The organism is Sphingopyxis sp., from assembly GCF_034380315.1.
In the GTDB taxonomy this organism is placed as follows: domain Bacteria; phylum Pseudomonadota; class Alphaproteobacteria; order Sphingomonadales; family Sphingomonadaceae; genus Sphingopyxis.
This window is the reverse complement of the sequence record NZ_JAXMPB010000002.1, coordinates 277825-297735: the sequence shown is the minus strand read 5'-3', so window position 1 is coordinate 297735 and position 19911 is coordinate 277825. Positions and strand designations below refer to the sequence as shown.

General features: G+C 63.6%; 17 protein-coding genes. 8 read left to right on the top strand and 9 right to left on the bottom strand.

Annotated features, from left to right (window positions below):
- Nucleotides 1-141: 141 nt before the first annotated feature.
- Together U0S50_RS04460 and U0S50_RS04455 are read left to right on the top strand one after the other, a co-directional pair.
- The gene (locus U0S50_RS04460; RefSeq protein ID WP_322307556.1) at nucleotides 142-555 is read left to right on the top strand and encodes a hypothetical protein; all 414 of its coding nucleotides are present in this window, start codon (nucleotides 142-144) and stop codon (nucleotides 553-555) included.
- Between the two features lie 448 nt (nucleotides 556-1003).
- Nucleotides 1004-1345, top strand: coding sequence for a UrcA family protein (locus U0S50_RS04455; protein ID WP_322307555.1), 342 nt, complete (start codon nucleotides 1004-1006; stop codon nucleotides 1343-1345).
- A gap of 36 nt (nucleotides 1346-1381) precedes the next feature.
- Here the strand turns inward: U0S50_RS04455 and U0S50_RS04450 are convergent, their stop codons facing one another.
- The 7 genes from U0S50_RS04450 to U0S50_RS04420 form a co-directional block, all read right to left on the bottom strand.
- Entirely contained in the window at nucleotides 1382-2116 is a 735-nt protein-coding gene (locus U0S50_RS04450; protein WP_322307554.1) for a LytTR family DNA-binding domain-containing protein, read from the bottom strand.
- Nucleotides 2117-2118: 2 nt separating this feature from the next.
- Nucleotides 2119-3291, bottom strand: coding sequence for a sensor histidine kinase (locus U0S50_RS04445; RefSeq protein ID WP_322307553.1), 1173 nt, complete (start codon nucleotides 3289-3291; stop codon nucleotides 2119-2121).
- 93 nt (nucleotides 3292-3384) lie between these two features.
- Nucleotides 3385-4740: an MATE family efflux transporter gene (locus U0S50_RS04440; RefSeq protein ID WP_416194959.1), complete on the bottom strand. Its 1356-nt coding sequence runs from the start codon at nucleotides 4738-4740 to the stop codon at nucleotides 3385-3387.
- Nucleotides 4741-4838: 98 nt separating this feature from the next.
- Nucleotides 4839-7526 carry a valine--tRNA ligase gene (locus tag U0S50_RS04435; RefSeq protein ID WP_322307551.1) on the bottom strand — a complete coding sequence of 896 codons (2688 nt, stop codon included), beginning with the start codon at nucleotides 7524-7526 and terminating at the stop codon, nucleotides 4839-4841.
- Nucleotides 7527-7753: 227 nt separating this feature from the next.
- The gene (locus U0S50_RS04430; protein WP_322307550.1) at nucleotides 7754-9817 is read right to left on the bottom strand and encodes a S9 family peptidase; all 2064 of its coding nucleotides are present in this window, start codon (nucleotides 9815-9817) and stop codon (nucleotides 7754-7756) included.
- Between the two features lie 41 nt (nucleotides 9818-9858).
- A complete protein-coding gene (locus U0S50_RS04425) occupies nucleotides 9859-11142 on the bottom strand; it encodes an amidohydrolase family protein (RefSeq protein ID WP_322307549.1) in 1284 nt (427 codons plus the stop codon).
- Nucleotides 11115-12023 carry a neutral zinc metallopeptidase gene (locus U0S50_RS04420; protein WP_322307548.1) on the bottom strand — a complete coding sequence of 303 codons (909 nt, stop codon included), beginning with the start codon at nucleotides 12021-12023 and terminating at the stop codon, nucleotides 11115-11117. The genes U0S50_RS04425 and U0S50_RS04420 overlap by 28 nt, the downstream gene beginning before the upstream one ends.
- Nucleotides 12024-12185: 162 nt before the next feature.
- On the opposite strand from U0S50_RS04420, the gene U0S50_RS04415 reads away from it, so the two are divergent.
- From U0S50_RS04415 to U0S50_RS04390, 6 genes are all read left to right on the top strand, one after another.
- A complete protein-coding gene (locus U0S50_RS04415) occupies nucleotides 12186-13343 on the top strand; it encodes a patatin-like phospholipase family protein (protein ID WP_322307547.1) in 1158 nt (385 codons plus the stop codon).
- A 44-nt stretch (nucleotides 13344-13387) separates the two neighbouring features.
- Nucleotides 13388-14173: a 3-hydroxybutyrate dehydrogenase gene (locus U0S50_RS04410; RefSeq protein WP_322307546.1), complete on the top strand. Its 786-nt coding sequence runs from the start codon at nucleotides 13388-13390 to the stop codon at nucleotides 14171-14173.
- Nucleotides 14174-14246: 73 nt separating this feature from the next.
- On the top strand, nucleotides 14247-14882 hold the full coding sequence (locus tag U0S50_RS04405) for a DUF4893 domain-containing protein (RefSeq protein ID WP_322307545.1): 636 nt from the start codon (nucleotides 14247-14249) through the stop codon (nucleotides 14880-14882).
- A 44-nt stretch (nucleotides 14883-14926) separates the two neighbouring features.
- Nucleotides 14927-16252, top strand: coding sequence for an amidohydrolase (locus tag U0S50_RS04400; protein ID WP_322307544.1), 1326 nt, complete (start codon nucleotides 14927-14929; stop codon nucleotides 16250-16252).
- A 219-nt stretch (nucleotides 16253-16471) separates the two neighbouring features.
- Nucleotides 16472-16651: a DUF465 domain-containing protein gene (locus U0S50_RS04395; RefSeq protein WP_322307543.1), complete on the top strand. Its 180-nt coding sequence runs from the start codon at nucleotides 16472-16474 to the stop codon at nucleotides 16649-16651.
- 72 nt (nucleotides 16652-16723) lie between these two features.
- On the top strand, nucleotides 16724-17710 hold the full coding sequence (locus U0S50_RS04390; protein WP_322307542.1) for a TerC family protein: 987 nt from the start codon (nucleotides 16724-16726) through the stop codon (nucleotides 17708-17710).
- Between the two features lie 48 nt (nucleotides 17711-17758).
- On the opposite strand, the gene U0S50_RS04385 is transcribed toward U0S50_RS04390, so the two are convergent.
- Both U0S50_RS04385 and U0S50_RS04380 read right to left on the bottom strand, forming a co-directional pair.
- On the bottom strand, nucleotides 17759-18058 hold the full coding sequence (locus U0S50_RS04385) for a hypothetical protein (protein WP_322307541.1): 300 nt from the start codon (nucleotides 18056-18058) through the stop codon (nucleotides 17759-17761).
- Nucleotides 18059-18274: 216 nt separating this feature from the next.
- Nucleotides 18275-19867, bottom strand: a complete 1593-nt coding sequence (locus U0S50_RS04380) for an isocitrate lyase (RefSeq protein WP_322307844.1) — start codon at nucleotides 19865-19867, stop codon at nucleotides 18275-18277.
- Between the last annotated feature and the right edge of the window lie 44 nt (nucleotides 19868-19911).

Below are 19911 nucleotides of genomic sequence, written 5' to 3'. Positions count from 1 at the left end.
GCGGCGGCCTCGTGCTGCAATGCGCCGAAATGTGGGGCAATGTGCCGTGACGTTCGGGGGCAGGTCTGCCTGTCGGGAACGCCAGGGGGCGGCGGTGCGTTTTCCGGGGCAATGGACTCTGCTTGTTCGAAAAGGAGATGCATGATGACACCGTTGATCTGGCCGGCGATGGCGGCCTTCGCAGTCGCCGCGACGGCGCCGGTTTCGGCTGCTCCCGCTCCCGCCCCGGCCCAGCCTGATCAGGCCCAACCGGCGTCGCCTGGTCCCGCGGCGGCGCAGGACAGGAAACTACCAGATGGAACGACGCCGCAGGAACGCTCGAACACCGCTAAACTCAATGCCGAACAGGCGCAAAGGGCGCGTGCGGACAATGTCACCTACCAACAGGAGGTGTCGGCGGCGAAGCAGCAGGTCGCGCATGATCAAAAGGTCTTTGCGGACGAAACCGCCGCCTATGAAGCCGAAAAGGCGCGCATCGCGGCGATGTCGGCCGAGGAACGCATGAAATGGGAACGGGAAAAGGCATCGCCCCAAAACCCTCCGCAGCCGCAATAGGCGATGTGATCGCGCCGCAGGCGATCTAGCCCGCGCTATTCTCTTCTTCTCCGTCGTCGGGGCCCTCTCTTCCTTTCGGGGGGCGGAGGGCCTCCAGTCGCGGGCGCTCATCCTTGCACGGCCGTTCGTCGTCGGTGCCCGCGAGCAACTCCTCCTGATTTCGCAAGCTACCGTCGCCGTCAGCGCTGTCGGGAAAAGCCGCGCCCAGCCCTCTCATACTGGAAAATCAGCGTTTTGATGCGCCTGTCGCAACCTTTGGCTCATCATTTGGCCATTGGTCGATGCCGCAACGCCGTTCGTCGTTCCAATCGACCAGCCGGCTGGCCCCGTCGAAGCTGAAGTGAAATCGGACGGGGCGGCGCACATAACAAGGATGCGGGGCAGGAGATTGCGGTCTCCCCGGTCCGGATCTTCTGTCCCGCATCCAGTGACAAGAGAGGACTCCCCCATGGCGAAATTTTCCTTCATTCTGGCGGCCGCATCGCTCGCTGTCGCCGGTGCCGCAGCTCCCGCGCTTGCCGACGAAAACGTCGGTCAAAGTGTCGAGGTACCCTATGGCGATCTCAATCTTTCTACGGCCGAAGGCCGTGCGCAGCTTGACCAACGGATCAATCGTGCGGTGCGCAACGTGTGCCGGATCGAGGATTATCGAGACGCGCGGCAGATGGCAGAGCATCGTGAATGCCGAAAAGTGGCGATGCGCGGCATCGAAACGCGGCTTGCCGCCATTCTCGGCGGAAAGGGCGCGCATCTGGTCAGCCGCAATGACGGCAGCGTTGCCGCACATTGAACGAATTGGACCGGTAAGAACCGGCCGGGAAGGCGATCATGCCCCGTGCATGATCGCCTTTACATCGTGCAAATAGGTGCGTCCGATGCGGTGAATGCCGCCTTCGCCAAGGTCCACACTCCACGCACCATCCCCATGATGCTTTAGCCCGACGATACCGTCGCGGCGGATCATCTTGGACCGGTGGATCCGCATGAAGCGCTCTGGGTCCATTCGGGCTTCCAACGATTTGATCGTTTGGTGGATCAGCCAGCTTCGTCCCCCGACATGCAGGCGCATGTAATCACGCTCCGCCTCGATCAGGTCGACCTGGCCCGCATCGATCCGCAGCATCTCGCCACGGTTCTGAACCCAAAATTCGTTGATCCACTGACTCTTGGCGGAGTGCGCGCGTTCCGTGCTGCGCCATTCGCGCACCTTGGCGATCGCGCGGGCCAGGCGGTCGGGCGATACCGGCTTCAGCAGATAATCGACCGCAGCGACGTCAAAGGCGGCGACCGCATATTGGTCGAACGCGGTGACGAACACCACGGCGGGCGGGTTGTCATGCTTGTCGAGCGCGGCCGCGACATCGAGCCCGTTGAGGTCGGGCATCGCGATGTCGCACAGCAACAGGTCAGGGGCCAGCGCCTCGACCATGCGCAGCGCCGAAGCACCATCGCTGGCGGTTCCGACAAGCGAAATCCCGTCCTGCTGTCCGGCCAAAATCTGCAGTCGTTCGATCGCGAGCGGTTCGTCATCGACGATCAATGTACGCAAGCTTTGTATCATGGTCAGCACCCCTCCCGAGCCATGGGCAACCAAAGCGACACGAAAAAGCCGCCGGTATCGCTCCGGCCCCATTCGCATCCTGCCGATGGACCATAGCGCGTCAACAGCCGTTCGCGGACATTGCCGAGTCCCAGTCCGGTTCCAGCCGCGGGCGTCGGGGCCTTTGCATCAATGTCGTTCTCGACGCGGATCACCAGCACGCCATATTCATTTGCGGCGGTCAGCCGGATCGCAATCTTCCCTTTGCTGGGGCCGACGCCATATTTGATCGCATTCTCGATGATCGGTTGCAGGATCAGGACCGGAACACAGGCGTGGCCCAGTTCCTCCGGAACATCGACCTCTACCTGCAGGCGATCGGGGAAACGGGCCTGCTCGATATCGAGATAGAGGCGCTGGAGTGCGATTTCTTCGTCCAGGCTGACGAGTTGCTCGGGATCGATGGCCAGGCTGGAACGCAGGAAGGAGGAGAGGTTCATGATCATCGCCTCTGCCTCATTCTTTGACCCGCGCATGACGAGCGTTGAAAGCGAGTTCAGCGTATTGAACAGGAAATGCGGATTGACCTGGTAATGAAGCGCACGCAGCTGCGCATTCTTCGCTTCCAGCCGAAAATGATTGGCGCGCCGTTCGACCGCCCGCATTTCGTTGGCATAGCCGAGCGCGACATACAGCGCGGCCCATACGGCGAAAAAGAAATACCAGCGGATCGAACTGTCGATAACCAGGACCAGTTCCCATGCGATCGGGAATTTGGCCTGAACCTCGTCGATGACCTTCGACGTGTCGGCGGCGGGAAACCAGTAAAAGAACACCAGCAGGTTGATGCAGGCGTAGATGACGACCAGCGGCACTGCCGCGCCCATCGCCACGGCCAAACGCGCACGAAAGCTCTGCGGCTGGACCCGCTGAACGAGTTGGTAGAGAACAAATGTGCACAGGATGCCGGCGATCACGACCAACGCGCGGCGCCCGACAAAGTCCCATTGATCGGGCGCGCCGGTCAACAGGGCGAGCCCCGTTGTCGTCAGGAAGTAGATCAACCACATGGCGATGATCGAACCGATCGCAACGCGCGGATTGACACGGGCATCGGATGCCCGCCAACCCGGCGCAGCGGCCAACATCTTCGCACGCTGATCGCGCAGCGCGGCCTTGCCTGGAGTCATGGTCATTGAGCTTGCTCTAGCGCCAAACCTTGGGAAAAGGCCAGCGTTGCGGCGGTCGCCAGTCGAAGGCGCCCGCGCTTTGGTCGAAAGGTTGCGGCATCATCCCGGCTGATCCATCCTTCGGCGCCAGTGTCCGCGCCGATAGATGGCCCACGCCATGATCAGGGCGCAGAAGGAGGAGGCAAGGAAACTCCACCAGATGGCGTCGCCGCCGAGCACAGGGTAGCTTGCGTAATAGAGGCCGAGACGGATCGGAAACATCGACAGCGCGAGGATGATCAGCGGCGGAATGACCGAACCGTTGGCGCGCAGCGTCCCGATGAGGACGATCGTGGTTCCGAAAGGAAGGAAGGTCCAGCTGGCGATGTGCTGGATATGGCGCGCGACCTCGATCGCCGGGCTCTCCTTGTCGAGAAAGAGCGACAACGCCGCGCGGTCGAACAGCAGCAACAGGGTGATGAGCACTCCGGTCATCGCCAGATTGATGGCGATGCCGCTGTTGGTGACGGTGCCGACGCGATCCCAGCGCGCGGCGCCGATATTCTGTGCGGCCATGGCACTGACCGCCGCGCCGACGGCAAGCGCGGGCATTTGAATATAGCTCCAGAGCTGCAGCGTCGCCGCATAGGCGGCGGAGGTGACGAGGCCTTCGCGATTGACCAGTCCGACCATGACGAGCCCGGCGCTGGATATGACCAGCATCTGTGCGCCCATGGGCACGCCCTTGGTGACAATGAACCGCAATTCGCTCCATTTGGGCAGCAGATAGGCGAGTTCTGCCCCGCGCAGGCGCAAGACATGGTCACGGGCATAGAACCAGCCCATCATCGCGGCGAGGCTTACGGTCCCTGCGATCGCGGTCGCGAGCGCGCTTCCGGCGATGCCGAGGCGCGGGACGGGGCCGAGGCCCAGGATCAGGATCGGGTTCAGGACGATATCGATCGCCACCGACAGGATCATGAAGCGCAGCGGGGTCACGGCATCGCCTGCCCCGCGCGACGCCATCATCAGCGTGACCATCGCCATGCTTGCAGGCACGGCGATGAAGATCACGCGCAAATAATCGTGGGCCAGGCCGAACGCCTCGTCGGGTGTTTTGAGCAGGCGCAACAATGCGTCGGAGCCGAACCAGCCGGCAATGGCGATGACGAGGGAGAAGATCAGCGCCATGCCGACGATACCGCCGGTCGCGCGGCGCGCCGCATCGACGTCGCCGCGGCCGATGGACTGGCCGATCAGGACTGTCGCAGCCATTCCAAAGCCGAAAAAGGTCGCGAACATCAGGAACATGATGATGTTGGCATTGGCCGTCGCGGCCAGCGCGCTTTCGCCCAGAAAATGTCCGACCCAGATCGAGTTGACCGACCCCGATATCGTCTGGAGGACATTCGACGCCAGGGTCGGCAGGGCGAACAGGATCAGTGTTCGGGCGATCGGGCCGTCGGTCAGGTCCATTCGACCGCCGTTTCGCGCGGTTTGCCGCGGCGGCACCGGTCCCGCAGCCGGATCGGCCGCCGCCCCGACGGGCGACGGCGTCACGGACGTGTGGTCCTTCACCCCAGTCGAGAAAGCGCGGTGGTCAGGCGTTCCGCCTCGGCCGCCTTGGCATCATGGTCGGCGCGTGCCTTTTCTACCGCTTCGGGCTTCGCGCGCTCGACGAAGGCCGGGTTGGCGAGGCGGCCGGCGAGGCTGTCGCGTTCCTTGGCCGCGGCGGCGAGCGCCTTGGTCAGCCGCTCGCGTTCGGCGGCAATGTCGATCACTCCCTCCAGCGGCACGGTGATCGTTTCACCTTCGACGACAAGCTGAGCCGAAGCCCCCGCCGGGGCGGGGTCGAAACGCACGGCCTCGAGGCGGGCGAGGCGGTCGAGCTGGGCGCCCAGCTTGGCGGCCCGTTCCTGAAGCGCTGCGGGGAAATGGGCGGTCAGGCGTGCGCCCGGCGGCAGGCCGAGTTCGGCCTTTGCGCCGCGCAGCTCGCTGACCAGCTTGATCAGCCAGTCGATGGCGGCGCTGGCATCAGCATCCTTGTCGGCTGCCGGCGCGGGCCACATCGCGGTGATCAGCGGATATCCGGCGCGGTCGCCAAGGCCCGTCCACAGCTCTTCGGTGATAAAGGGCATGAAGGGGTGAAGCATGACCAGAATCTGGTCGAGCACCCAGCCGGCAACCGCTTTCGTCTCCTCGTCGATGCTGCCCTTGATGAGTTCGAGATACCAGTCGCAGAAACGATCCCAGGCAAAGCTGTAGATCGCATTGGCGGCATCGTCGAAGCGATAGGCGGCAAAGGCCTTGTCGATCGCGGCCACGGTCGCGGCGACTTCGCCGATGATCCAGCGGTTGACCGGCAGCGTCGCCGCCGGTGCTTCGAGGCTGGTCGAGGCCGAAATGCCATTGGCTTCGCAAAAGCGCGCCGCGTTCCACAGCTTGGTCGCGAAATTGCGGTATCCGGCGAGGCGCGCGTCATCCATCTTGATGTCGCGGCCCTGGCTTTCCATCGCGCTCATGAAAAAGCGCAGCGCGTCGGCGCCGTACTGGTCGATCAGGCCGAGCGGGTCGACGACATTGCCCTTCGACTTCGACATTTTCGAACCGTCGGGCGCGCGGACGAGGCCGTGGAGATAAAGCGTCTTCCACGGCACGTCACCCATGAACTCCATCCCCTGCATCGCCATGCGCGCGTCCCAGAAGAAGAGGATGTCGAAGCCCGAGATGAGGACGTCGTTGGGATAATGGCGCTGGAGAAGTTCGGTGCTCTCAGGCCAGCCGAGCGTTGCGAAGGGCCAAAGGGCAGAAGAGAACCAGGTGTCGAGGACGTCGGGGTCGCGGGTAAGGGGCACGCCTTCGCCAGCTTCGGCCCGTGCCTCATCTTCGGTTTCGGCAACGAATATCCGGCCGTCATCGGCATACCATGCCGGTATCTGGTGTCCCCACCAAAGCTGGCGCGAGACGCACCAGGGCTGGATATTCTCCATCCAGTTGAAAAAGGTCTTTTCCCACGTCTTGGGGACGATGTTGATCCGCCCGTCGCGCACCGCCTGTATCGGCGGCTGCGCCAGCGTTTCGGCATCGACATACCATTGGTCGGTCAGCCAGGGTTCGATGATCTTGTTCGAACGGTCGCCGAACGGGGTCTGGATGGTGCGCGGTTCGGCGTCATGTTCGCCGCCGTCCTTGTCGATGTGCGGGATCAGATAGCCGCCTTCCTTCATCCGCTCGATCACCAACTCGCGCGCGCCATCGACGCCATCGTCGGCGAAGCGGTGCAGGCCGATGAACTCGGCGGGGATCATTCCGTCGCGCGTCTGGACGACATTGGCGTCCGCGTCGAACATGTTGAGCATGTCGGCTGGTTTGAAGCCCGCGCGCTTGCCGACTTCGAAGTCGTTGAAATCATGTCCCGGGGTGATCTTCACCGCGCCCGAACCGAGTTCAGGATCGGCATGGTCGTCGGTGACGATCGGAACGACGCGGCCGGTGATCGGCAGCACGACTTTCGCCGCTGCCGCGATCAGGCTGGCATAGCGTTCGTCGCTCGCGTTCACCGCGACCGCCATATCGGCCAGCATCGTTTCGGGGCGCGTCGTCGCAACGACGATATAATCCTTGCCGTCGGCGGTTCGCGCGCCGTCGGCGAGGGGGTAGCGGAAGTGCCAGAATTTGCCCTGAACCTCGACCGTTTCGACCTCCAGGTCCGAAATCGCGGTCTTGAGGCCGGGGTCCCAGTTCACCAGCCTTTTGTCGCGATAGATCAGGCCCTTCTTATGCAGGTCGACAAACACCTTGACCACCGCGCGGGTGAAATGCGGGTCCATCGTGAACTGTTCGCGGCTCCAGTCCATCGAACAGCCCAGGCGGCGGAGTTGCCCGGTGATCTGGCCGCCGCTTTCGGCCTTCCATTCCCAGACCTTGTCGATGAAGGCTTCGCGGGTGAAATCGGTGCGCTTTTGCTGCTGCTGGTTGAGCTGGCGCTCGACCACCATCTGGGTCGCGATGCCGGCATGGTCCATGCCGACCACCCACAGCGCATCCTTGCCGCGCAGCCGTTCGTAGCGGACGAGTATGTCCTGCAACGTATTGTCGAGCGCGTGGCCGATGTGCAGCGCGCCGGTGACGTTGGGCGGCGGGTTGACGATGGTGAAAGGCTGCGCGTCGGGGCGCGCGGGACGAAAGAGTCCGCGGCTTTCCCATTCATGGGCCCATTTTGCCTCGATGGCGGCGGGATCGAAGGTTTTTTCCATTGGCATAGCGGCCGCGCTTTGCCAGCCATGGTGCGGCGCGGCAAGGGGGGAGATGGCCCGCGTTGCCGTCAGCGTGCGTGTGCGAACCGATAATCGGATGTTTCGATCGCGCCGGGCTTGGATGGGACAGGAAGGGGCCGATCCGCCTTTGGGCCTGCCCCTTCCATCACAATATCTGGTCGCAACCTCTGGGCCCCGACTGTCGCCGGGCTTCCCCTCGCGCGGCGGCGGGTCTATTTCTTGAGATGCTTGTTCAGCCAGCCGAACACGGTCTGATACCATTGCACGCTGTTCTGGCCCTTGAGAATCCAGTGGTTTTCATCGGGAAAGACCAGCAACTCGCCCTCGATCCCCTGGCGCTGGAGCGCGGTGAAGGCGGCGAGGCTCTGGCTATAGGGGATACGGAAATCCTTTTCGCCGTGGATCACCAGCATCGGTGTTTTCCAGTTGGTGACATGGTTCACCGGATTCCATTTTTCCGCGTCGCGGCGGGTCCACCATGGGCCACCATGGTCCCATTCGTCGAACCACAGCTCCTCGGTTTCGAACGCCATGGCGCGCAGGTCGAAGACACCGGCATGGTTCACCAGGCATTTGAAGCCATCGTTCCAATTGCCCGCGATCCAGTTCATCATATAGCCGCCATAGGAACCGCCGAGCGCACAGGCGTTGGCGGTATCGAGCTGCGCGTCCTGCGCGCCGGCGGCGGCGAGGCCCAGCTTCAGATCTTCGAGCGGCTTGCCGCCCCAATCCTTGTTGATGCTATCGGTAAAGGCCTGGCCATAGCCCGAGGAGCCGTGGAAATCGATCGTCACCGCCGCGTAGCCGGGGGCGGAGAATAGGCGCGGGTTCCAGCGCGTCGACCAGCCGTTGCCAAAGCTGGATTGTGGCCCGCCATGGACCAGGAAGGTGACCGGCAATTTGCCGGTGGCGTTGGCGGGCTTGACGATCTGGCCCCATACCGTGTCGCCGTTGGCGCCCGCGAAGCGCAGCCGCTCGACCTTTACCGGGTCGATTTCCGCCAGCTGGGCGCGGTTGACGTCGGTAAGGCGCGTGACCTTGCCCTTGGCATCGCGCAGCCACAGATCGGTGGGCACGGCAATGCTGTTGCGCGAATAGAGCAGCGCGCCGCCGGGCAGCGGGGTGACGCTGCCGATATTGCCTTCCCATTGCTCGGCCGTTGCCTTCAGCCTTTCGACCTTGCCGGTCCTGGCATCGACGCGAAACACCGGATGGTCGAGCACGTCCTGCGCGGTGACATAGAGCGACTTGCCGTCGGGTGCCCAGGCGATCGAGCCGACCGAACGATCCCAGGCGTCGGTCAGTTTCTTCGTCTCGCCCGTGTCGAGATTGCGCAGCATCAGCACCTGGCGGTCGGCTTCATAGGTCGGGCGCGCCATCGCGGCATAGGCCAGCCATTTGCCGTCGGGCGACGGAGCGGGCAGGGTGTCGGTCGCCTTGTTCCCCTCGGTCAGGTTCGCAGGGGGCATGCGCGCATCGACAAGGACGCTGTAGATGTCGAGATTGGTCGAGGTCGGCTCGTCCCTGTCGGCCTTGCGCAGCGTGAAATAGATGGTGCGGCTGTCGGGCCCCCAGGCCAGCTCCTCGCCGCCGCCAAAGGGTTTCGACGGCGTGTCGCCGACCAGCGTGGCATCGATCGGGCGCGCGGCCGTCGCCTTTCCACCTTCCAGATTGAAAACGAACGGGCGGCTATAGGTGCCGGGGGTTTCCCAGCTGTCCCAATGGCGCACGAAACCGGCGCCATCCTTGTACAGGCGGCCGGTGCCGGGGCCGGGGGCCTCGCCCTTGTCTTTCGCGTCGCAACCGAAGTCCGTGCATTCACGGGGAATGTCGCCCCACGCGAGCAGGCGCTTGCCATCGGGCGAAATCTTGAAACCGCCGATGTCGGCCTTGGTATCGGTGACTTGCACCGCATCGCCGCCCTTGGGATCGACGCGCCACAGCTGGCTGCTGCCCGATGCCGCTGACAGGAAATAAAGCTGACCATCGGGGCCGAAGGCGGGGTCGCTTTCATTCTTGCCCGGTGTGTCGGCAATCCGCACCGGTGCGCCATCCTTTGCATGGCGGTCGATCAGCCAGAGGCCGGTTGAGCGCTTGAAGCTGTCCGGCGCGGTCTCGGTCATCTGATAGGCGACCCAGCGTCCGTCGGCCGAGGCGGTCGGCGCGGCGACGCGGTTCAGCGTCGCGAGATCGGTTTCGGTCATCGGCCGGGCATAGGCCGGGACGGAAAGGGCGGCGGTCAGCGCGATCGCGCTGCAGAGCAGATGGTTACGCATGAAAGGGGTTTAGCAAGGCCGGACACGGACGCAAGCGCTGCTTAACGGACCAGCACGCCGCCCTTCATGACATGGTCGATCGCTTCGAGCGCGCGAATGTCGGCAAGCGGATCGGCGCGGACCGCGACCAGATCGGCATAACGGCCGGGAACGATCGCGCCGATGTCGCTGCGTCCCATTTCCTCGGCCGCACGGCCGGTGGCCGACTGGATCGCCTGCATCGGCGTCATGCCGTACCGGACCATATAGGCGAATTGCCGGGCGTTGAGCCCGTGCGGATAGACGCCGGCGTCTGTCGCGAACCCGATGTTGACGCCCAGCTCCACCGCACGGCGAAAAGCCTGCCGCTGCGCCGCGGTCGTGTCGCGGTTCTTGCGCAGATATTCGGCGGGCCAGCCTTTGCTGGTCCCGATTTCGTCGATGTAATCGCCGTTATAAATATCCATCGCAAGCCAGGTGCCGTGCGCCTTTGCCATTTGCAGCGCCTCATCGTCGGCGAGGCTGGCATGTTCGATGCTGTCGACCCCGGCGGCGATCGCATTCTTGATCCCCTGCGCGCCGTGGGCGTGGGCGGTCACGCGCTTGCCGCGCGCATGGGCGACTTTCACGATCGCGCGCAGCTGCGCCTCGCTGAGCTCGGGCGCGCCGGGTTCGGTGCCGATCGCAAGCACCGCGCCGGTCGCGATCGTCTTGATGAAGTCGGCGCCATGGTCGAGCAGGTAGGTCGTCTTTGCCGCCGCCTCTTCGGGCGACGCCGCGACGCCGAGTCGCATGTCGGCGGGCAATTGCTCGTTCGGGACGACGCCGTTGAGTTCGCCGCCGCCCTTCGGGATCGTCAGGTAAGCGCCGGCGACCCACATGCGCGGGCCCGGCACGTCGCCGCGCTCGATCGCGTTGCGCAGCGTGACGTCGGTAAGCCCGCGATAGGTGCCGACATCGCGGACGCTCGTGAAACCGGCGTCGAGCGTGACACGCGCGTTACGGGCGCCGACCAGCGCGGTTTCGGCGGGAGAGGCCTTCATCGGCGCCGCCAGATCGGCGCTCTGGCCGAGGTCGGCGAGATGGGTGTGAAGGTCGATCAGCCCGGGCAGGACGGTATAGGCGGACCAGTCGATCCGTGTAGCGCCCGCGGGCATGGCGCCGCACGGCGCGACCGACGCGATACGCTCCGCCTCGATACGGATGCATTGGCCCGTGCGCACCGTGCTGGAGACGCCGTCGATCAGCCGCCCGGTCTCGACATAGATCGTCTGCGCCGCTGCGGGTGCCGCCAGCAACGCCGTCGCCAGTGCGGCGGTCAGATGGCCGCGGCGAAGCTGTCGCACTGGCGCGGGTCTCCGGTCTGCAGGCCGCGGCGCAGCCAGCTCATCCGTTGTTCGCTCGTCCCATGGGTGAAGCTTTCGGGTACCGGCCGCTGCCCGGCCGAGCGCATCAGCGTGTCGTCCCCGATCGCATTGGCGGCGCGCATCGCTTCTTCCATGTCGCCCGCTTCCATGACCGGCTGACCCGCGCGGTTGCGCGCGCGGGCAGCCCACACCCCGGCATAGCAATCCGCCTGAAGTTCCATGCGGACCTGGAGCGCATTGCCCTCCGCCTGCGAGCTGCGCGCCTGGGCGCGGCGCACCTGATCCGAAATGCCGGAGATCGTCTGGATATGGTGGCCGACTTCATGCGCGACGACATAGGCCTGCGCGGCATCGCCCGCCGCGCCGAATTTCTGTTCAAGCTCGCGAAAGAAGCTGGTGTCGAGATAGACGCCCTGGTCGGCAGGGCAATAGAAGGGGCCCATCGCGGCCTGCGCGGCGCCGCATTTTGATTCGTTTCGTTCGGTGAAGAAGTTGAGCCGGGGCTTCTGATAGCCGTTGATCAGCCCGCCCCACACCGTGTGTGTCGAACCGAAGACGTTGCAGGCAAAGCGTTCGGCCTGGGTGTCGCAAGCAACGCCTTGCGCCCCGCGGCTGTCGGCCATCGGGTCGGCGGTTCCGCCGCCGCCGGTGAACATCTGCATTCCACCGCCGAAGAACAGGAAGGCGAGCGCGCCGAGGATCAATATCGTTCCGCAGCCCATCTTGCGACCCAGCAGCATGGGAAGAAACGCAAACAGAAGATTGCCGAGCCCGCCGCCGCCTCCACCGCCGCCAAAGCCACCGCCGCCGCGGCCGAGGTCGCGAATGTCGTCGCCGGGATCATAATCGTCGAGGCGCATCCTGTTTCTCCCACGGTCAAGGGGCTGTCGTCGCCTCGTTGTGGCAGCAGCATCGGGCAATTGGAAGGGGGCTTGGCTCCCGGCGCGCTTGCATCGCGTGGTGTTGCGGTGCACAAATATTGCGACCATTGCTTGCAATCGAAAGGGCAGGTTTCGAGTCCCATGCCGCGTCGCGCTGCCAAATCCGCCTTGCCGGTCCCGGAACTGGTCGTGCTCGTCCTGCAGGGCGGCGGAGCGCTCGGGGCCTATCAGGCCGGGGTGTATGAAGCCTTGATCGAACGCGGTATCGAACTGGATTGGGTGGCCGGGATTTCGATCGGCGCGATCAATGCCGCCATCATCGCGGGGAACGAGCGTGACCGCGCCGTGGCCAGAATGCGCGATTTCTGGAATGGTGTGTCATCGGCGCTTCCCGCGCTGCCATCGCCCGACAATGACCTGTTCCGGGAATGGCGACACCTGGGGGCTGCGGCACAGGTGGCGACCTTCGGCGTTCCCGGTTTTTTTACGCCGCGATGGCCGCCCCCCGCTTTCGCGCCGCGCCAGACGCCCGCCGCGGTCAGCCTTTACGACACCGCGCCGCTGATCCAGACCCTCGATCGGCTCGTCGACTGGGATCGGCTGAACAGCGGCAAGGTACGGCTGTCGGTGGGGGCCGTGGCGGTCGAAACGGGAAATTTCCACTATTTCGATACGCAGAACGAGCGGATCGATGTTCGGCATATCCTGGCTTCGGGCGCCTTGCCGCCCGGTCTGCCGCCGGTCGAGATTGACGGGCATTGGTATTGGGACGGCGGGCTGGTGTCGAACACGCCGCTCGAACATGTGGTCGAAGCGGCGCGGGATGACATGCTGGTCTTTCAGGTTGATCTGTTTCCGGCGCGCGGCGACCGGCCGCACGATCTGGAGGAGGCGTGGTCGCGTGAAAAGGATATACGCTATTCCAGTCGTACGCGCCGCATATCCGACGGGTTGGTCCGGCGGCGCAAGGAACATCGGCTGATCCACCGGATGCTGGCCAAGCTGCCACCGGAGTTCGACGAACTGGCCGAGGTAAAGGCCGTGCGCAGGTTGATCGACCGAAAGGCTCTGAACGTCGTCCAGCTGATCCACGAACCGCCCAAATGGCAGACGGGCGCGCGGGATTTCGAATTTTCCCGCGCGACGATGGAGGTCAACTGGTCGATGGGCCGGGCGGCGGTCGAAGCCGCGATGAAGGACGGTCATTTGCTGGCCGAAAGCATTGCGGAAGGACGATCGGAAAGTTTTGCCGTGCATTCGGACGCGCTGCAGCCCAAGGCCGATCCCGATATCTCGTAACATTTCGCTCCTAACACTCTGGCCAATGCCGAAAGGAAGTTCGCATGTTTCTCCAAGGAAAGACCGCTCTTGTCACCGGATCGACGTCGGGCATCGGGCTCGGCATTGCCAAGGCATTTGCGGCCGAAGGGGCGAATGTGATCATCAATGGCTTCGGTGACGCCGACGCCATCGAGGCCGAACGCGCCGCGTTGGAGCAGGCGAGCGGCGCAAAAGCCGCCTATGACGGCGCCGACCTGACTCAGCCCGAGGCAATTGCCGACATGTTCGCCCGGGCAGAGGCTGACATGGGCGGGGTCGACATATTGGTGAACAATGCGGGCACGCAATTTGTGTCGCCGGTCGAAGATTTTCCGCCCGAAAAATGGGACCTGATCCTGGCGCTCAATCTGAGCTCGGCCTTTCACACCATCCGTCACGCGGTTCCCGCGATGCGCCGGAAGGGGTGGGGACGGATCATCGGTACGGCATCGGCGCATTCGCTCGTCGCCTCGCCGTTCAAATCGGCCTATGTCGCCGCGAAGCACGGGCTTGCCGGGCTCACCAAGTCCGTGGCGCTCGAGGTCGCGAGCGCGGGGATTACGGTGAATTGCGTCAGCCCCGGCTATGTCTGGACGCCGCTCGTCGAGAACCAGATTCCCGATACGATGAAGGCGCGCGGACTGACCCGCGAACAGGTGATCAACGACGTCCTGCTTGCCGGACAACCGACCAAGCAATTCGTCACCGTCGAACAGGTTGCGGCGCTGGTGCTGTTCTTGGCGCGCAACGAGGCGGCCAATATCACGGGTGCCAATCTGAGTGTCGATGGCGGCTGGACCGCCGCATAGGTCACTGTGGCCCTTGAGCAAATTTCGCTGCGCCCCTAAGGTTAACGGACAACCGGACCGGGAGAGGCGGAAAATGTGGGGACGCAATTTATTGATTTTTGCTGCGGCGGCTGGGCTGGGCGGGTGCCAGACCCTCCCGTCTTTGCCGCCGTCGGCGGCCGACGCGCCGGCTGCGGGAACGTGGCGGGGAACCGCGACGGACCAGGACAAGGCGCGCATTCGCGGCTGGTATGCCAGCTGGCAGGCTGCGCTGGCCGATGCGCGTGCCCGGGGGCACGGCGCGGACATCCAGAACGAAGGGGCGTTGCTGCAACCGATGGCGGCGCTTCCCAATCCGCATCTGCCCGCGGGCGATTATCGCTGTCGCACGATCAAGGTCGGGTCACAGGGGCGCGGGACGCTGGGCTATATCGCTTATGGCTGGTTCCAGTGCCGGGTGTCGGCCGAACAGGGGCTGTACAGCCTGACCAAGCTGACCGGATCGCAGCGGCCGATCGGACTGATCTTTCCCGATGATCTGAAACGACAGATATTCCTGGGGACGCTGGAACTGGGCGATGAAAAAATGCCCGTGAACTACGGCAGCGACCGGATGCGCGACATGGCGGGGTTGATCGAGCGGATCGATGACAATCGCTGGCGCCTGGTGCTTCCTGCTCCGGCCTATGAATCGCTGCTGGACGTGATCGAACTGGTCCCGGCTGCCTGAGCGCGGCCGCGACCGAATATTCTGGAATTGTGAAGGACGTGACGATGCGAAATCTGTGGACCGGCGCGGGCGCGCTGATGATGGTGCACGCTATGGCGGTTCCCGCGACGGCGCAGACGATCGGCGAGCAGGTCGAAAAGGACATGCCGTCGCTGATGGAAATCTACAAGGATCTGCACGCCAATCCGGAACTGAGCTTCATGGAGGTGCGCTCGGCCGGTGTGCTGGCGGCCGAGGCGCGCAAGCTGGGGTTCAAGGTGACCGAAAAGGTCGGCGGCACCGGCATTGTCGCGATCATGGAAAATGGTCCGGGGCCTGTGGTGATGGTGCGTGCCGACATGGACGGTCTGCCGGTGACGGAGCAGACGGGGTTGCCGATCGCATCCAAGGTGCGCGTTACGACGCAGGAAGGCGTCGAAACCGGCGTGATGCATGCCTGCGGCCATGACACGCATATGACCGCCTGGGTCGGGGTGGCGCGGTTGATGGCCGCGAACAAGGCGCAATGGTCGGGAACGCTGATCATGATCGGGCAGCCGGCCGAAGAGCGCGGTGCGGGCGCGCGCATGATGCTGGAAGACGGATTGTTCAAGCGTTTTCCGAAGCCGGAATATGTGCTGGCATTTCACGACGCGGCGCAGTTTCCGGCAGGAATGATCGGCTATACCCCCGGCTATGCGCTCGCCAATGTCGACAGCGTCGACATATTGGTAAAGGGCACGGGCGGGCATGGCGCCTATCCCCAGACGACCAAGGATCCGATCGTGCTGGCGAGCCGCATCGTCACTTCGCTTCAAACGCTGGTATCGCGCGAGATCAGCCCGCTCGACAGTGCGGTCGTCACGGTCGGCAGCTTCCATGCCGGCGCGAAGCATAACATCATCCCCGACGAGGCGCGCCTGCAACTGACGGTGCGCAGCTATACCGACGAAGTGCGCGACCATCTGCTCGATGGCATCGCGCGCATCGCGAAAGGAGAGGCGATTGCGGCGGGGATTCCCGACGAGCGGATGCCGGTCGTCACCGTCAATCGCAACGAATATACGCCCGCGACCTTCAACACGCCCGGCTTTACCGAAGATATGGCGGCCTATCTGAAAGGGCGTTTCGGCGATCGGCGGGTGGTCCAGCTTCCGCCGGTGATGGGCGGCGAGGATTTCGGCCGGTTCGGGCGCGAGGACAAGGACATCAAGAGCCTGATCATCTGGGTCGGCGGCGTCCCGCATGCCGAGTTTGAGGCGGCGAAGAAAGAAGGCCGCGCGCTGCCCAGCCTTCATTCGCCCTTCTGGGCGCCGGAGGCGGATACGGTGATCGCAACCGCGACCGAAGCGCTGACGGCGATGACGCTCAAGCTGATGCCAAGGGGATAATTGCTACCGGGGGTGGAGACACCCCCTTGCACGGCGCGATGCCGTGACCTAGATAAAGGATATGCGGGCCGGGCCCCTCTGGCGTTGGCAGGAATTTCCTGCCTTCGTGATGTCGGACCGCATCGGGTGACACCGATGCACTGGCGGCCTTACCCCTCCCACCTTTTGGGTCCCGGCATCGGAGTCACCTGTTTTGAGTACGCTCAATCAGGAGGCCATATGTCTTTGAATGCCCACGTTTATCGTCTGACCCTGCTGCATCGTCGGCTCGACGAAGCGGTTCGCCGTGAAGCGCGGCGGCGCGGTACAGACCCGTATCGGGTACTCCGGCTCAAGAAGCTGAAGCTTGCCGTGCGCGACCGCCTGTCGGTGTTGATGCGCCGTCCGGCGCTTGGCTGACAACAGCGTATAGGGTAAAAATCGGGCGCGTCGCCACGGGCGGCGCGTCCTTTCGCATGTTAGGGCATGATCATGGAATTTCTGTTCGCTGACTGGCTGGGTACGCCGGTCTGGTTCTGGCTGGCGTTCATGGCGCTGGTCGCGGCGCTCACCGCCTTTGACCTTGGTATATTGAACAAGGAAAACAAGGAAATGGGCATAGCGGAGAGCTTGAAGCTTTCCGCGCTGTACATCGGTATCGCGCTCGCTTTCGGCGCCTGGATCTGGGCGGAAAAGGGCGGCGAGGCCGGTATTCAATATTATACGGGCTTTTTCATCGAAAAGGCGCTGTCGATCGACAATATCTTTGTGATTTCGTTGATCTTTGCGACCTTCGCCATCCCGCCGCGCTTTCAGTATCGCGCGCTGCTGTGGGGCATTATCGCGGTGATCGTGCTGCGCGGCCTGATGATCGCGGGCGGCGTCGCGCTGGTCAGCGAATATGGCTGGGTTCTCTACATTTTTGCGGCCTTCCTGGTGTTTACGGGCATCAAGATGTTGTTCGCGGGCGAAAAGCCCATGGATGTCGCGGGCAATCCGGTCGTCAAATGGCTGTCGCGCCACATTCCGATCACGCACGAACTGCACGGGGAGAAGTTCTTCGTGCGGACCCCGGATGCCAAGACGGGCAAGCTGGTGCTCGCGGCGACGCCGCTGTTCCTGGCGCTGGTCGTCATCAATCTTGCCGACCTGGTGTTCGCGGTCGACAGCGTGCCGGCGATCCTGGCGATCACCACCGACAGCTTCATCGTCTATACGTCGAATATCATGGCGATCCTGGGCCTGCGCGCGCTCTACTTCGCGCTCGCCGCGATGGTGCACCGTTTCCACTATCTGAAATATGCGCTGGCGCTGGTGCTGGTGTTCATCGGATCGAAGATCTTCGTCGCCGATTTCGTCCTGGGCGCCGAAAAATTCCCGCCGCTGCTCAGCTTGGGCGTGACCTTCGGCCTGATAGCGGGCGGCATCATCTGGTCGCTCGTCAAGACCCGCGGCGACGATCAGGCGGCGGCCTCCTGAGCGTGAAACAGGAAAGGGCGGGCCATGACGGTCCGCCCCTTTTTTTGATCAGATGGCGAAGACCAACGTGTCTTCTGCGTTGGGGGCCGCGGCGGCATAGCTTGGCAGCGGCGTGAATTCCTCTTCGCGCAGTTCGGATACCGCGAGCCCGTCGAGCTTGAAATGGCCAAGGCGCTTGTCCTCGTCCGACCGCCAGTTCTTGCTGAGGTTCAGCGCGCTGACGAACAGATGTCCGTGGCGTTCGAACATCAGGTGCGGGGCAAGTTCCATGACATTGCCGTTGTAAAGTGCCGTCACGGTGCGTCGTCGGGCGATGGCTTCCATCAGTTTAAGGCGGGTATCGTTCATTCTCTTGCGACCATTGGGGGAGAGGGATTATCGTTGTGCGTCGCACCATAATGCATGGCGGCGATGCGGTGGCAAGCCTTCTAGACGGGTTGAGCTGCTTTAGGTTCCCAAAAAAATGCCCGCCGAACGTCCTTTCGGACACTCGGCGGGCAGGCTTTCCTCCCCAGGAAAGATCGGTTGGCGCGGAGCGGGTCGCAAAGCTCCGCGCCGAGCTCCTTAAGCGGCGAACTGGTTCATCGTATTGTCCTTGCCCGCGGCCTTCAGCGCGGCTTCGCCGGCGAAATATTCCTTGTGGTCGTCGCCGATATCGCTGCCCGACATATTCTGGTGCTTCACGCAGGCGATGCCTTGGCGGATTTCGGCGCGCTGGACGTTCTTGACATAGCCCAGCATCGCTTCCTCGCCGAAATATTCCTTCGCCAGATTGTCGGTCGACAAGGCAGCGGTGTGATAGGTCGGCAGGGTGATCAGGTGATGGAAGATGCCCGCCCGCTTTGCGGCGTCGCGCTGGAAGCTGCGGATGCGGTCGTCGGCTTCGGCCGCAAGGTCGCTGGCGTCATAATCAACGCTCATCAACTTGGCACGGTCATAGGCGCTGACGTCCTTTCCGGCCTTTTCCCAGGCGTCGAACACCTGCTGGCGGAAATTCAGCGTCCAGTTGAAACTCGGCGAATTATTATAGGCCAGCTTCGCATTGGGGACGACTTCGCGGATGCGGTCGACCATGCCCGCAATCTGTTCGATGTGCGGCTTTTCGGTTTCGATCCAGATCAGGTCGGCGCCGTTCTGCAGGCTGGTGATGCAGTCGAGGACGCAGCGATCCTCGCCCGTTCCCGAACGGAACTGATAGAGGTTCGAGGGCAGGCGCTTCGGTCGCACCAGCTTGCCATCGCGGTTGATGAGCACGTCGCCGGGATTGCCCGCGCCGCTCACGTCTTCGCAATCGAGGAAGCTGTTATACTGGTCGCCAAGGTCGCCGGGTTCGCGGCTGAAGGCGATCTGCTTGGTCAGGCCCGCGCCCAGGCTGTCGGTGCGCGCGACGATGATGCCGTCCTCGACCCCCATCTCCATGAAGGCATAGCGAAGCGCGCGGATCTTTTGCAGGAAATCCTCGTGTGGAACCGTGACCTTGCCGTCCTGGTGGCCGCACTGCTTTTCGTCCGACACCTGATTTTCGATCTGCAGCGCGCAGGCGCCGGCCTCGATCATCTTCTTGGCAAGCAAATAGGTCGCCTCGGCGTTGCCGAAACCGGCGTCGATGTCGGCGATGATCGGCACGACATGGGTTTCGTGATTGTCGATCGCGTGCTGGATCTGCTTTGCCTTTACCTCATCCCCGGCGGCGCGGGCCGCGTCGAGATCGCGGAACAGGCCGCCGAGTTCTCGGGCGTCGGCCTGGCGCAGGAAGGTGTAGATTTCTTCGATCAGCGCCGGAACGCTGGTCTTTTCGTGCATCGACTGGTCGGGCAGGGGGCCGAACTCGCTGCGCAGGGCGGCGATCATCCAGCCCGAGAGATAGATGTAGCGCTGTTTCGTGGTCCCGAAGTGCTTCTTGATCGAGATCATCTTCTGCTGCGCGATGAAGCCATGCCAGCAGCCGAGCGACTGGGTGTAATTCGCGGGGTCGGCGTCATAAGCGGCCATGTCTGCGCGCATGATCCGCGCCGTATAACGGGCGATATCGACGCCGGTCTTGAACTTGTTCTGGGCGCGCATGCGGGCAACGTTTTCGGCGGCGATCGCGTCCCAGCGACCGTCCTGATCGCGGATGAGTCGGCCAGCCTGTGCCATGTCTTCGGTGTAGCTCATCATCTTCGTCCTTGCCTGCGCCCCGGGGGGCGATTGGGATGACC

Bases quoted from the DNA above. Each gene is read 5' to 3' on its own strand.
- U0S50_RS04440 (WP_416194959.1), bottom strand. From the start codon at position 4,740: ATGGACCTGACCGACGGCCCGATCGCCCGAACACTGATCCTGTTCGCC.
- U0S50_RS04445 (WP_322307553.1), bottom strand. From the start codon at position 3,291: ATGACCATGACTCCAGGCAAGGCCGCGCTGCGCGATCAGCGTGCGAAG.
- U0S50_RS04405 (WP_322307545.1), top strand. From the start codon at position 14,247: ATGTGGGGACGCAATTTATTGATTTTTGCTGCGGCGGCTGGGCTGGGC.
- U0S50_RS04450 (WP_322307554.1), bottom strand. From the start codon at position 2,116: ATGATACAAAGCTTGCGTACATTGATCGTCGATGACGAACCGCTCGCG.
- U0S50_RS04400 (WP_322307544.1), top strand. From the start codon at position 14,927: ATGCGAAATCTGTGGACCGGCGCGGGCGCGCTGATGATGGTGCACGCT.
- U0S50_RS04390 (WP_322307542.1), top strand. From the start codon at position 16,724: ATGGAATTTCTGTTCGCTGACTGGCTGGGTACGCCGGTCTGGTTCTGG.
- U0S50_RS04430 (WP_322307550.1), bottom strand. From the start codon at position 9,817: ATGCGTAACCATCTGCTCTGCAGCGCGATCGCGCTGACCGCCGCCCTT.
- U0S50_RS04415 (WP_322307547.1), top strand. From the start codon at position 12,186: ATGCCGCGTCGCGCTGCCAAATCCGCCTTGCCGGTCCCGGAACTGGTC.
- U0S50_RS04380 (WP_322307844.1), bottom strand. From the start codon at position 19,867: ATGAGCTACACCGAAGACATGGCACAGGCTGGCCGACTCATCCGCGAT.
- U0S50_RS04395 (WP_322307543.1), top strand. From the start codon at position 16,472: ATGTCTTTGAATGCCCACGTTTATCGTCTGACCCTGCTGCATCGTCGG.
- U0S50_RS04455 (WP_322307555.1), top strand. From the start codon at position 1,004: ATGGCGAAATTTTCCTTCATTCTGGCGGCCGCATCGCTCGCTGTCGCC.
- U0S50_RS04420 (WP_322307548.1), bottom strand. From the start codon at position 12,023: ATGCGCCTCGACGATTATGATCCCGGCGACGACATTCGCGACCTCGGC.
- U0S50_RS04460 (WP_322307556.1), top strand. From the start codon at position 142: ATGATGACACCGTTGATCTGGCCGGCGATGGCGGCCTTCGCAGTCGCC.
- U0S50_RS04435 (WP_322307551.1), bottom strand. From the start codon at position 7,526: ATGCCAATGGAAAAAACCTTCGATCCCGCCGCCATCGAGGCAAAATGG.
- U0S50_RS04385 (WP_322307541.1), bottom strand. From the start codon at position 18,058: ATGAACGATACCCGCCTTAAACTGATGGAAGCCATCGCCCGACGACGC.
- U0S50_RS04410 (WP_322307546.1), top strand. From the start codon at position 13,388: ATGTTTCTCCAAGGAAAGACCGCTCTTGTCACCGGATCGACGTCGGGC.